The sequence below is a fragment of the Streptomyces sp. RKND-216 genome, assembly GCF_004795255.1.
Classification (GTDB): Bacteria; Actinomycetota; Actinomycetes; order Streptomycetales; family Streptomycetaceae; genus Streptomyces; species Streptomyces hazeniae.
In genome coordinates this window covers 5,203,201-5,216,038 of the sequence record NZ_SSBQ01000002.1, presented here as the reverse complement: position 1 = coordinate 5,216,038, position 12,838 = coordinate 5,203,201, and the positions used below count along the sequence as shown (strand labels likewise).

The following is a 12,838-nucleotide window of genomic DNA, read 5'->3' as shown; positions in this document are numbered from 1 at the left end:
GGTGTCAGACGGCCGGTGTCACCCCGTTGGACCTGCGTTTCCCCGGAGCGGCGTGCTCATCGGCCGCGGAGACGGCGGACCAGGATGCTGGCGTCGCCCCGGGACTCCAGGTCGGCGAGGACGACGGCCACCGCCTCCCGGACGATACGGCCGCGGTCGACGGCGAGTCCGTGTTCGCCGCGGAGGACGAGCCGGGCGTGTTCCAGGTCCATCAGTTCCTCGGCGGACACGTAGACCGTGATCTTCTCGTCGTGGCGTTCCCGCCCGCTGGGGCGCCGTGCGGCCCGGCTGCGGCGCGGAGTGGCCGCTCCCTCGGGCTGGCGGTTCATGCCCGCGGCGGAGCGGTTCGGCCCGCCCGCTCCGGTGCTTACGGGGGCGCCGCCCGCGGCCGTGGCGGTCGGTCCGCCGCCGGACGAGGTGCCGTTGGTGCCGGAGCCCGAACGGCCGTTCGGGCCACCGGAGTTCTGGCCGGGGACGGCACCGCGCCCCGGCCGGGCCGTGCTGCGCGTGCCGTGCTCGGCGGGTCCGGCGTCCGCGGCGCGCCCGGTGGTGGGCCGATCGCCCGCGCGGTCGCCGGGCGAGTCGGCCGACGGCGCGTCGTCCACCGCCGGGGCGTGCTCACCGCCGGGCGCCGGGACGCGTGGGGCGCCGCCGGGCTGCGGTGGGGTGGAGGGCTGGACCGCGGATCCCCCGGTGGTACGGAACAGTTCGTCGGCTGCCGGCAGACTCACTCGGCGTGGCACCGGGCGAGCACCTCCCTGGCGAGCTGGCGGTAGGCGGCGGCACCGACGGAGTTGGACGCGTAGGTGGTGATCGGTTCGCCCGCGACGGTGGTCTCCGGGAAGCGGACGGTACGGCCGATCACCGTGTGGTACACGCTGTCGTCGAACGCCTCGACGACCCGCGCGAGGACCTCGCGGCTGTGCACGGTGCGGGAGTCGTACATGGTGGCCAGGATGCCGTCCAGATTCAGCTCCGGGTTGAGCCGCTCCTGCACCTTCTCGATGGTCTCGGTCAGCAGCGCCACGCCACGCAGGGCGAAGAACTCGCATTCCAGCGGCACTATCACCTTGTGTGCGGCGGTCAGCGCGTTGACGGTGAGGAGACCGAGCGAGGGCTGGCAGTCGATGACGATGAAGTCGTAGTCGGGCAGCAGCGGGGCGAGGGCACGCTGGAGCGTCGACTCGCGGGCCACCTCGCTGACGAGCTGCACCTCGGCAGCCGAGAGGTCGATGTTGCTCGGCAGCAGGTCCATCCCCGCGACCGCCGTCTTGAGCAGCACCTCGTCGGGCGACATGCCCCGCTCCATGAGCAGGTTGTAGACCGTCAGGTCGAGTTCCATCGGATTCACGCCCAGCCCGACGGACAGCGCGCCCTGCGGGTCGAAGTCCACGAGCAGCACGCGGCGTCCGTACTCGGCGAGCGCGGCGCCCAGGTTGATGGTCGAGGTGGTCTTGCCCACCCCGCCCTTCTGGTTGCACATCGCGATGATCTTCGCCGGGCCGTGCTCGTTGACCGGGCCGGGGATCGGAAAGTACGGCAGCGGACGGCCGGTGGGGCCGATGCGCTCGCGGCGCTGGCGGGCCGCGTCGGGCGCGAGGGTGGCCGCGTACTCGGGGTCCGGCTCGAACTCCGCGTCGGGGTCGTAGAAATGACCTTCCGGCAGGTCCGGGGCGTTGTGGTCGTAGTCGGCGAAGCGGTCGCCGGATGCGTGGTCCGTGCCGTCGCCGGCCGAGGCGTTCACGTGGTGACCGTCCATGCTCTGGTGGGCTGTCGAGTGCGGCTGGGTGCCCTGGCGGGCGGTGAAGGTGCGAACGGCGACGGAGCCGACAGCCTCTGGCCCCGTGGCGCCCCGTCCCGCTACCGACGCTCCCGGCTGACCACCCCCGGGAGTGAATGTCGACTCGTTCACAAGTCGTTCTACCTCCTAGGCGACCAGGAAACTTATGGACAAGGTCAGCGTGCACCGTGCCGACGACTGGTGACTCTATGGCGTGTCGGCCCCCCGCAGCAACACAAACCGTCGGACACGGTGCGATCCGTCGGCATGTGAACGTCCCGCTGTCAAGGGCGTCACGGCTCTGCGCGCGAGGTTTCCGGGCGGCACGTAACGGATGAACAGCACAGTTCCGCTCGAGTCGACCCGCTCGACAGCCGGTCGTGCGACCGGCGGGCGCCCGCAGCTCACACGACCGGCCGGGCCCCGAGTGTCGGAGCCCGGCCGGTGACACGGCGTCGGTGACGTTGACGACGGACATTGACCCGTCGCCGCCCAGGTCGACTTGTCAGCCGAGCAGCGTGGAGAGGTCCACGGTGGAGGACAGGCCGTGCGCCTCCGCGACGGGACCGTAGACGACCTGGCCCTCGTGCGTGTTGAGGCCCTTCGCCAGAGCGGCGTCCCGGCGCAGGGCGTCCCGCCAGCCGCGGTTCGCGAGTTCGACGATGTAGGGCAGCGTCGCGTTGGTGAGCGCGTAGGTCGAGGTGTTGGGCACCGCGCCGGGCATGTTGGCGACGCAGTAGAAGACCGAGTCGTGCACCTGGAAGGTGGGTTCGGCGTGGGTGGTGGGGCGGGAGTCCTCGAAGCAGCCGCCCTGGTCGATCGCGATGTCGACAAGGACACTTCCCGGCTTCATGCGGGAGACCAGCTCGTTGGTGACCAGCTTCGGGGCCTTCGCGCCCGGGATCAGCACGGCCCCGATGACCAGGTCGGCCTGAAGGACGGCCTGTTCGAGGGACAGCGCGTTCGAGGCGACCGTCTGCACCTTGGTGCCGAAGATGCGGTCGGCTTCGCGCAGCTTGTTCATGTCCTTGTCCAGGAGCGTGACGTGGAAGCCCATGCCCACTGCGATCTGGGTGGCGTTCCAGCCGGAGACGCCGCCGCCGATGACGACCGCGCGGCCCGCGGGGGTGCCCGGAACGCCGCCCGGCAGCACGCCACGACCGCCGGCCGAGCGCATCAGGTGGTAGGCGCCGACCTGCGGGGCGATCCGGCCGGCCACCTCGGACATCGGGGCCAGCAGCGGCAGCGCCCGGTTCGCGGTCTCGACGGTCTCGTACGCGATCGCGGTGGTGCCGGACTGGAGCAGTGCGTCCGTGCAGTCGCGGGAGGCGGCGAGGTGCAGGTAGGTGAAGAGCGTCTGGTCCTTGCGGAGCCGGTGGTACTCCTCGGCGATCGGCTCCTTGACCTTCAGGAGCAGGTCGGCGGTGGCCCACACTTCGTCGGCGGTGGCCAGGATGGTGGCCCCGGCGGCGGTGTACTCGTCGTCCGCGATGGAGGAGCCGAGGCCGGCTCCGAGCTCCACGTAGACCTGGTGGCCGTTGCGCACGAGTTCGTTGACGCCGGCCGGGGTGATGGCCACTCGGAACTCGTTGTTCTTGACCTCGCGGGGGATGCCGACCTTCACGTCGATCACGGTCCTTGCTTCGGGGATGCAGGAGAAGGGCCAGGCCCGTTTCCTGCCATCTCAGCATAGAGGGGTGGATGCCGGATGCAGGCGGAACGGCCACAGCGCAGCCAGTCTAATGAAGGATGCCGCACTGTCTAGCCTTGCAATGGGTCAATCTTTTCCGATCCTGCTATTGATTTCGCAGGTCGGCACCAGGGGTGACGCGGCTGCCACCTTGGGTCCACCACGCGGGCCCGCACGCCCTCGCCCTACCGCTCGGTAAGGTCGCGCAGCTCCTCACCCGCGGAACGGTGCCGCGCGGCGGCGACCGGGTCGCCCGCCGCGTCGCACACGTCGGCCAGGCACATCCGCAGCTCCGCCTGGAGCAGCGGGTCGCGGGCCCGGCGCGCCTCGGCGAGCGCCTCCCGGCAGCTGCGCAGCGCCTCGTCGGGCCGGCCCCGCCGCTGCTGGAGGCGGCCGACCTCGCCGAGCGCGCGTCCGCGGCCTGCCGGGTCGCGCAGCCTGCGGTGCAGGGCGGCGGCCGCACGCCATGTGCGCAGGGCCTCGCCGGTGTCGCCGTTCCGCGCCTGGGCGTCGGCGACCAGGCCGTGCAGGCGGGCGACCTCGTGCGGGTCGCCGGCGGACTCGCGCAGGGAGAGCGCGCGACCGTACCAGTCGGCCGCGCGCGCCCAGTCGCCGAGCCGTCCGTGGGTGTCGCCCAGGCGCTCCGGGATCACCGTGGCGGCGACGCCGTCCCGGCAGGCCCGGGCGGCGTCCAGGGCCCGCCGGTAGCGGTCGCCGGCGGCGGCGAGGCGTCCGGCGGCGGCGTCCATGTCGGCGAGGGCGAGGAGGGCGGCGGCGCGATCGGGCTCCAGGGCGCGGCGTTCGGCGACCTGGAGGGCCAGTTCCTGGAGCCGGTAAACCTCGGGTGCGGCCTCCTCGGGGGTGCGGTGCGCGGCGAAGCAACGGCCCAGCGCGTGCACCAGGCGGCGGAGCAGGGTGTCGAGTTCGCCGGCGCCTTCGGCGACGGCGAGGCGGGCCGCGGCGAGGAGCGAGGGCCGCCGCAATTCCAGCCAGTCACGGGCTTCGCGGGCGCTGTCGAAGCGCAGCGGGCGCGGCATCCCGGCGAGTTTCGTGCGGGCGGGCGACCCGGGCGGCTCGGTGACGGCGCGGCAGGCGTGCAGCCGCCGTACGGTGCGCTCCAGCATGCGAGCGCGGGCGAGCATCACCTCGGCCGGGCGTTCGCGGGCGTCGAGTTCGGCCCGCAACAGCGGGTCGAGGCAGCCGGGGACCGTCCAGCAGCCGGGCGCGGCGTGGTGCAGCAGGCCCAGGGCGTGCAGCCGGTGCAGCGTCTCCTCGGCGGTCTCCGGCGAGCAGCCGGTGAGGGCGGAGGCGTGCTGCGCGTCGACGAATCCGGCAGGCGCCACGGCGAGGAAGCGCAGCAGCCGGCCGGCGGGCGCCGGCAGGGAGCCGGCGACCAGGTGGAAGGCGCGAGCCAGGAAGTCGGGGGTGCGGGTGCCGGAGGTGCCGCCGGTGTCCGGATGGCCGTCCGGGGTGCCGAGAAGCTGGGCGGTGGCGTCGGAGACGGAGAGCTTGGGGCGTGCTGCGAGCCAGCCGCCGACCATGCGCAGGGCTGCGGGGAGGTCGCCGCAGGCCTCGGCGAGCGATTCGGCGCGCCGCGGGTCCACGGTGAGCCGGGGCGAGGTGCCGACGCGGCTGCGGAGCAGTTCCACGGCGGCGGCCCGGTCGATTCCGCCCATCGCGCAGGGGCGGATGTCGGGGACGCCGGTCAGGGGGCCGGAGGCGACGGCGACCACGAGGCAGTCGCGGTTCTCGGGGACGAGTTCGCCGAGCTGCTCGGCGGCGGCCACGTCGTCGCAGAACAGGAGCACCCGTCGCCGTGCCAGTTCGCTGCGGAGCACGGCGGTGAGGTCGTCGGGGTCGGCGCCGGGGGGTGCGCCCCCGGCGCCCAGCGCGGTCAGCAGGTCGCGTGCGGTGCGTTCGGTCGGCACGGGCATGCCGCCGGGGTCGGTGAGCCGGGCCCGCAGCACGCCGTCGGGGTAGCGTCCGGCAACCTCGCGGACGAAGGCCTCCGCCAGCGTGGTGCGCCCGGAACCGGGCCGCCCGGCGACGAGCAGCACCCGGCTGTGCGGGGCGGGGCGGCCCGCGAGGGTGCCGAGTCCGGCGGACTCCAGATCGGTGCGGAGCCGCCGCAGTTCCCGGTCCCGTCCGACGAAGAAACATCCTCCGTCGGGGCGGCCGCCCGCCGTCGGCGTGCCGTGCCGCACCGCCTGCTCCGTCACGGGCCATGCTCCCGTCCGCCTGCGCCTGTGGGGGAACCCTCCGCGCCGGGGGTGCGGGGGCGTACGACCCGCCGCGCGGAGCGGGCGGGGACCCGTCGAGCGTAGTTCACCGTGCGCGTCCCGGAAGGACGCGCACGGCGGGCGGGCGGCCCGACGGTTCCCGAGGATCACTGCACCGGGCCATGGACCTCACGAGGCGTCAGGTGCGTGCGCACGGGACACGAGACGTCGGGCGGGACGGGACGGGACGGGCGGATCACACTCCCTGGTCAGGCCTCGAAGGGCCGCGCCGGCCAGGGGGCGTCGGCGGCCCGGAGCGCGTCGAGACCGTCGGAGGTGAGGGCGGCGTGCAGGGCGAGCGCGCCGACGACGAGGCAGTTGTTGTGCAGCTCGCCGGCGAGCGCACCGCAGAGCAGATCGGACAGCGGGACCCGGGCCTGCTCCATGGTGGCCTCCTCCTCGCTGACCGCGAAGCGTTCGCCCTCCGCGTCGGTGACGCCGCGCGCCAGGAAGATGCGCACGGCCTCGTCGCAGCCGCCGGGCGTGGTGTAGACGTCGACCAGCACCCGCCAGTCCTCCGCCTTGACGTGCGCCTCCTCGTACAGCTCGCGCTGAGCGGCGTGCAGCGGGTTCTCCCCGGGTACGTCGAGCAGGCCGGCCGGGATCTCCCACAGCGTGTGCCGCACGGGGTGGCGGTACTGGCTGAGCACCAGCACCCGGTCCTGGTCGTCCAGGGCGAGAACAGCCACCGACCCGGGGTGCACCTGGTAGTCGCGCCCGACGACCTGCCCGTCGGGCATCTCCACCTCGTCGGTGCGGACGCTGGTCTTGTTGCCGCGGAAGGGGACGTCGGTGCCGACGACGGGCCATTCCTCGGCCCTGTCGGCGAGGCGGTCGGTCACGCTCCGGCCTCCTCGGCGGTACGGTCGGCTGCGACCTGCCCGGGCCGGCCACCCTGCCGTTCGACGGCGGCCCGGACCAGGCCCGCGAACAGCGGGTGCGGGCGGGTCGGCCGGGAGCGCAGTTCCGGGTGGGCCTGGGTGGCGACCAGGTAGGGGTGGGCCTCGCGCGGGTACTCGACGTACTCGACCAGCTTGTTGTCGGGGGAGGTGCCGGAGAAGACCAGTCCGGCCTTCTTCTCCAGCTCCGAGCGGTAGGCGTTGTTGACCTCGTAGCGGTGGCGGTGCCGCTCCTCGACGTAGGGCTCGCCGCCGTAGACCTCGCGCACGAGGGAGCCCTCGGCGAGCTTGGCGGGGTAGAGGCCGAGCCGCATGGTGCCGCCCATGTCGCCCTCACCCGCGACGATGTCGAGCTGCTCCTCCATGGTGGAGATCACCGGGTGGGCTGCTCCTTGGTCGAACTCGGTGGAGTCGGCGCCGTCGATGCCCGCGAGGTTGCGGGCGGCCTCGACCACGATGCACTGGAGGCCGAGGCACAGGCCCAGCAGCGGGACCCGGTTCTCGCGCGCGTAGGTGATGGCGGCGAGCTTGCCCTCGACGCCGCGTTCGCCGAAGCCGCCGGGGATGCAGACGGCGTCCACGTCACCGAGCTGCTCGCGGGCGCCGGCGGCGGTGCGGCAGTCGTCGGAGGTGACCCACTTGATGGTCACCCGGGCGTTGTTCGCGAAGCCGCCGGCCCGGATGGCCTCGGTGACGGAGAGGTAGGCGTCGGGGAGGTCGATGTACTTGCCGACCAGCGCGACGGTCACCTCGTGGTCGGGCTGGTGGACGCGGCGCAGCAGGTCGTCCCACTGCGTCCAGTCCACGTCGCGGAAGGGCAGGTCGAGCTTGCGGACGGCGAACGCGTCCAGGCCCTCGGAGTGCAGCACCTTGGGGATGTCGTAGATCGACTTGGCGTCGATGGCGGCGACCACGGCGGCGTCGTCGACGTCGCACATCAGCGAGATCTTCCGCTTGATGGAGACGGGCACCTCGCGGTCGGCGCGCAGCACGATGGCGTCGGGCTGGATACCGATGTTGCGCAGCGCGGCCACGGAGTGCTGGGTGGGCTTGGTCTTCAGCTCGCCGGAGGGCCCGATGTAGGGCAGCAGCGAGATGTGCACCACCAGCACGTTGTCCCGGCCCACCTCGTGCCGGACCTGGCGGACGGCCTCCAGGAAGGGGAGGGACTCGATGTCGCCGACTGTGCCGCCGACCTCGGTGATGACGACGTCCACGTCGTCGGCGGCCATCCGGCGGATGCGGTTCTTGATCTCGTTGGTGATGTGCGGGATCACCTGGACGGTGTCCCCCAGGTACTCGCCGCGCCGCTCCTTGGCGATCACCGAGGAGTACACCTGGCCGGTGGTCACGTTCGCGGACCCGTCCAGGTCGACGTCCAGGAACCGCTCGTAGTGGCCGATGTCCAGGTCCGTCTCGGCGCCGTCGTTGGTGACGAACACCTCGCCGTGCTGGAAGGGGTTCATCGTGCCCGGGTCGACGTTGAGGTACGGGTCGAGCTTCTGCATGGTGACCCGCAGGCCGCGCGCCTTGAGCAGCGCTCCGAGGCTGGAGGCGGTCAGCCCCTTGCCGAGCGAGGAGGCGACACCCCCGGTGACGAAGAGGTGCTTGGTCGTCACGGACGACGAAGGTCGGTTCGGCATGGCCAAGAGGGGGCTCCCGTGGTCGCTTGGTGGGGTGCGCACCGGCTACCAGGCAGGTCGCGCAGGGGTACCGTCGCTGCGGTCGGGGGGCTGCCGTCTCGGGATCGGATGCCGATTCCGTGCCCACCGGTCCACGGGCCACCAGGGTATCAGTGGCAGGCTGTGACCGTGGCGGTCCAGGGATGGACCGCGAGGTCGGACGAATCACATTGCACGGCACGTATGCTGCCCGGACACTCGCATGGGCAGGATGGACGTATACGCGCCCCGCGGCGCGTGAACCGCAGCTCGACTGGAGACGCACGTGGCAGGGCGCATCGAGGATTACGCACTGATCGGAGACATGCAGACGGCCGCCCTCGTCTGCCTGAACGGCTCCGTCGACTGGCTCTGCCTTCCCCGCTTCGACTCCGACGCGGTCTTCGCCGGTCTGCTGGGGACGGAGGACAACGGCTTCTGGCGGATCGGCCCGGCCCACTCCCCCGACGGCACCCCGCCGCCGGCCACCCGCCGGCGGTACCGCGGCGAGTCGCTGGTCCTGGAATCGGAGTGGGACACCGCCCGCGGCACCGTGCGCGTGATCGACTTCATGCCGCCGCGGGGCACCGGCACGCCGCAGCTGACCCGGATCATCGAGGGCGTGAGCGGCCGGGTGCCGGTGCGCTCCGCCCTGCGGATGAGGTTCTCCTACGGCTGGGTGGTGCCGTGGATGCACAAGGTCGACGGCCGTTCGGTAGCCGTGGCCGGCCCGGACTCGGTCTGGCTCGACACGGATGTGGAGACGTACGGCGAGGACCTCACCACGTACGCCGACTTCACCGTGGCGCCGGGCGAGCGGATCGCCCTGTCGATCAGCTGGCAGCCCTCGCACAAGGAGCCGCCGCCGCTTCCGACACCGGAGGCCGGGCTGCGCAACACCGAGGAGTTCTGGCGGCGCTGGGTCGAGCACTGCACCTATCACGGGCCGTACCGCGAGGCGGTGGTGCGTTCACTGATCACCCTGAAGGCGCTGACCTACTCCCCCACCGGCGGCATCGTCGCCGCCCCGACCACCTCGCTGCCGGAGGACATCGGCGGCTCGCGGAACTGGGACTACCGCTTCACCTGGCTGCGGGACGCCGCGATCACCCTCTCGTCGCTGCTGCGTACCGGCTACCACGAGGAGGCCAGGGCCTGGCGGGAGTGGCTGCTGCGCGCGGTCGCCGGCGACCCGGAGCACCTGCAGATCATGTACGGCATCGCGGGCGAACGCGACCTCGGTGAGCGGGAGCTGACGTGGCTGCCGGGCTACGAGAACTCGGCGCCGGTGCGCATCGGCAACGGCGCGGCGGGGCAGCTCCAGCTGGACGTGTACGGGGAGGTCACCGAGGCACTGCACCTGGCCCACATGACCGGTCTGGCCCGCAACGACTACGCCCAGCTGCTGCAGCTCAGGCTGATCCACTACCTGGAGGAGCACTGGGACGAGCCGGACGAGGGCATCTGGGAGGTGCGTGGCCCGCGCCGCCACTTCGTGCACTCGAAGGTGATGGCCTGGGTGGCGGTGGACCGCACCTGCAAGCTGATCGAGACCGGTGACGTCGACGGCCCGCTGGAGCGCTGGCAGGAGCTGCGCGACACCATCCACCGCACGGTGTGCGAGAAGGGCTACGACGCCGAGCGGAACACCTTCACGCAGTACTACGGGTCCAAGGAGCTGGACGCCTCGCTGCTGCTCATCCCGCAGATGGGTTTCCTGCCGCCGGACGACAAGCGGGTCATCGGCACGGTCGAGGCGATCCAGCGCGAGCTGTCCACCCACGACGGCTTCATCCTGCGCTACCCGACCTCCAGTGAGGAGGGTGACACGAACGTCGACGGCCTGGAGGGCAACGAGGGCGCGTTCCTGGCGTGTTCCTTCTGGCTGGCGGACGACCTGGCGATGATCGGCCGGGTGGACGAGGCGCGGAAGCTGTTCGACCGGCTGCTGGCGCTGCGGAACGACCTGGGGCTGCTCGCCGAGGAGTGGGACCCGGTGCGTGGCCGCCAGGTCGGGAACTTCCCGCAGGCGTTCAGCCACGTGCCGCTGATCGACACGGCACTGCGGCTGACCGCCTCGGGTGCGTACGGCGGCTGACGCCGCCGTACGCGGACGCCTGATGCGCCGTGGGCCGGCCTAGAACGGCGTGAGCGTCAGGGTGAAGGAGCGCGGAGCTCCGTCCTGGATGTAGGAGGCGTAGCCTCCGACGTCGTCGAAGGCGAAGCCGTAGGCCTTCCCGTCCTCGGTGGCCTCGTGCATCGCACGGGCGTAGGCGTGCGCGGGGTCGTCCTGGTAGAAGCCGCCGGGGTCGCCGGTCGGCTGGTCGGCGTGCGCGGCCAGGGTGGTGCGGTTGAACCCGGCGCCGAGGATCGCGGCCACGGGGCCGGTCGTGCCGTCGTTGGGGGCGGCGAGCGCCCCGTCGCAGAAGAGGACGTCGCGTGTCGAGGGCCGGTCGAAGGACACGTTGGCGGGGCCGGTGAAGGAGAGCCTCCCGCCGGAGACGCGGCCGGTGAACGTCCCGGCGTTGGTGGTGACCCGCAGGTCGCGGGAGGCGTAGGTGTCCCACACCCGGTCGATGTAGCCGCCGAAGTAGTCGGCGGGGAACAGCCCGGCGTCCAGGCCGTGGCCGGGGGCGATGACGCGCCGGTCGTCGACGACCAGGGACGAGAACGGTCCGCTGCCGCGCAGCGCGTCGAAGATCTGCGCCCGTCCGCCCGGGCGGAGGGTGCCGGTGGTCTGGTCGGCCGCTCCGGTGAGGCGGATGGACAGCGGCACGCTGAACATGTCGACCATGGTGGTGTTGCAGAACATGCCGGCGGAGTTGAACGTGAACTCCGCGCAGTCGTGCAGCACGTCGTAGTTGGGGTCGCCGGAGACCCAGCCCGCGGGGTAGGCGAGGGCGGCGTTGCCGTTGCCGTCGCGGACGGCCTTGAACTTCAGGTCCGCGCCGAGCGCGACGTACATGCGGCCGGACATGTGCGGCAGCGTCAGGGTCGTCGCGCCGCCGGCCGCGAGGGGGATGGCGTAGTCGGTGTAGCCGTCCGGACCGTTGTCCGACAGGGCGACGGGCGCGACGGTGCCCTCGGGGGTCAGGCGCACCTGGCGGGTGCCGTCGTTGCCGACCACGTAGAGACGGATGTCCGCGTTGCCGTAGCGGCCGGTCTCGTTGACGACGGTGAGGTCCATCGTCGCCGCGGTCCCGCGCGCGGGTGCGGAGCGCGGGGTGCCGGCGGTGGCGAGGCCGGCCGCTGTTCCGGCGGAGACGGCGGTGGCGGCGACGCCGCCGAGGAACATCCGCCGCGTGAAGCGGCTGTTCATCGTGCCCATGTCATTCACCTCTCGCAGGTGGGGGTCGATTTCGGGAGGGGTGGGGCCTTTCCGGCGGAACCGCGCCTTCTTGAGAGCGCTCTCACGCCGTGGTCATGCACCATGCCGCGCGCTCGCGGTAGCGTCAAGGGCCGACGACGGATAGGAGTTCGACGTGCACGGTGTCCGCGGTTCCCGGCCCACCCTGGAGGCCGTTGCCGCCCATGCGGGCGTCTCCCGCGCGACGGTCTCGCGGGTCGTCAACGGCGGCCCCGGCGTACGGACCGAGGTCCGCGAGAGAGTGCAGCGCTCGGTCGAGGAGCTGGGCTACGTGCCGAACAGCGCCGCGCGCAGCCTGGTGACCCGCCGCACCGGAGCCGTGGCCGTGGTCATCGCCGAACCGGAGACGCGGGTGTTCTCCGACCCGTTCTTCTCCCAGCAACTGCGCGGCATCAGCCGCGAACTGTCCGAGCGGGACACCCAGTTGCTGCTCATGCTGCTGGAACACCGCCGGGACTACGCGCGGATCGGCCGCTACCTCTCCGGCGGCCACGTCGACGGCGCCCTGATGTTCTCGCTGCACTCCGAGGACCCGCTTCCGGCGATGGCGGCGGAGTCCGGGCTGCCCACGGTCTTCGGCGGCCGCCCCGGCTGGCCGGGCGCGGACAAGGACCCCGACCTGCTGTACGTCGACACCGACAACCGGGGCGGCGCCCGGCAGGCGGTCGCACACCTGCTGGAGCGGGGCCGGCGCCGCATCGCCGTCATCACCGGCCCGCTGGACCAGACCTCGGCGCTGGACCGCCTCCAGGGGCACCGGGACGCGCTGGCCGCCGCAGGGGCTGCGGGCGCGGGCGAGGCGCACGGCGCGTTCACCGCCGAGGGCGGCGAACGGGCGATGCGCGAACTGCTCGCTCGTGAGCCGGAGCTGGACGCGGTGTTCGCCGGATCGGACCTGATGGCGTCCGGCGCGCTGCGCGCGCTGCGCGCGGCGGGGCGCCGGGTGCCGGAGGACGTCGCGGTCGTCGGCTACGACGACCTGGAGCCCGCGGCGTGGGCGGACCCCCCGCTGACGACGGTCCGTCAGGACGTGGAGGGAATGGGGCGGATGATGGCCGAACTGCTGCTGCGCCGTCTGGACCCCTCCCCGTCGGGCCCGCTTCCCACCCCGGTCGTCACCCCGGCCCAGCTCGTCGTCCGCGCCTCCAGCACGTAGGGCGCG

9 protein-coding genes are annotated in these 12,838 nt (G+C 72.6%); 2 read left to right on the top strand and 7 right to left on the bottom strand.

From position 1 onward, the window contains the following. Positions 1–56: 56 nt before the first annotated feature. The 6 genes from E4198_RS22885 to E4198_RS22860 all read right to left on the bottom strand — a co-directional run bounded on the left by E4198_RS22885 (position 57) and on the right by E4198_RS22860 (position 8,291). Positions 57–731, bottom strand: coding sequence for a hypothetical protein (locus E4198_RS22885; RefSeq protein ID WP_136184814.1), 675 nt, complete (start codon positions 729–731; stop codon positions 57–59). Beyond that, positions 728–1,912, bottom strand: a complete 1,185-nt coding sequence (locus E4198_RS22880) for a ParA family protein (RefSeq protein ID WP_136184813.1) — start codon at positions 1,910–1,912, stop codon at positions 728–730. Before E4198_RS22880 ends, E4198_RS22885 begins: the two co-directional genes overlap by 4 nt. A gap of 373 nt (positions 1,913–2,285) precedes the next feature. After that, positions 2,286–3,404 carry an alanine dehydrogenase gene (ald, locus tag E4198_RS22875; RefSeq protein ID WP_136185572.1) on the bottom strand — a complete coding sequence of 373 codons (1,119 nt, stop codon included), beginning with the start codon at positions 3,402–3,404 and terminating at the stop codon, positions 2,286–2,288. 251 nt (positions 3,405–3,655) lie between these two features. Then, on the bottom strand, positions 3,656–5,689 hold the full coding sequence (locus E4198_RS22870) for a tetratricopeptide repeat protein (protein WP_247597807.1): 2,034 nt from the start codon (positions 5,687–5,689) through the stop codon (positions 3,656–3,658). A gap of 269 nt (positions 5,690–5,958) precedes the next feature. Next, positions 5,959–6,591, bottom strand: a complete 633-nt coding sequence (locus E4198_RS22865) for an NUDIX hydrolase (protein WP_136184812.1) — start codon at positions 6,589–6,591, stop codon at positions 5,959–5,961. Further along, a complete protein-coding gene (locus tag E4198_RS22860; protein WP_136184811.1) occupies positions 6,588–8,291 on the bottom strand; it encodes a CTP synthase in 1,704 nt (567 codons plus the stop codon). Before E4198_RS22860 ends, E4198_RS22865 begins: the two co-directional genes overlap by 4 nt. Before the next feature lie 304 nt (positions 8,292–8,595). On the opposite strand from E4198_RS22860, the gene E4198_RS22855 reads away from it, so the two are divergent. Beyond that, positions 8,596–10,407, top strand: a complete 1,812-nt coding sequence (locus tag E4198_RS22855; protein ID WP_136184810.1) for a glycoside hydrolase family 15 protein — start codon at positions 8,596–8,598, stop codon at positions 10,405–10,407. A 39-nt stretch (positions 10,408–10,446) separates the two neighbouring features. On the opposite strand, the gene E4198_RS22850 is transcribed toward E4198_RS22855, so the two are convergent. After that, a complete protein-coding gene (locus E4198_RS22850; protein WP_247597806.1) occupies positions 10,447–11,637 on the bottom strand; it encodes a beta-1,3-glucanase family protein in 1,191 nt (396 codons plus the stop codon). Between the two features lie 154 nt (positions 11,638–11,791). Between E4198_RS22850 and E4198_RS22845 the strand changes: the two genes are divergently transcribed. Then, a complete protein-coding gene (locus E4198_RS22845) occupies positions 11,792–12,832 on the top strand; it encodes a LacI family DNA-binding transcriptional regulator (RefSeq protein ID WP_136184809.1) in 1,041 nt (346 codons plus the stop codon). Positions 12,833–12,838 lie beyond the last annotated feature (6 nt).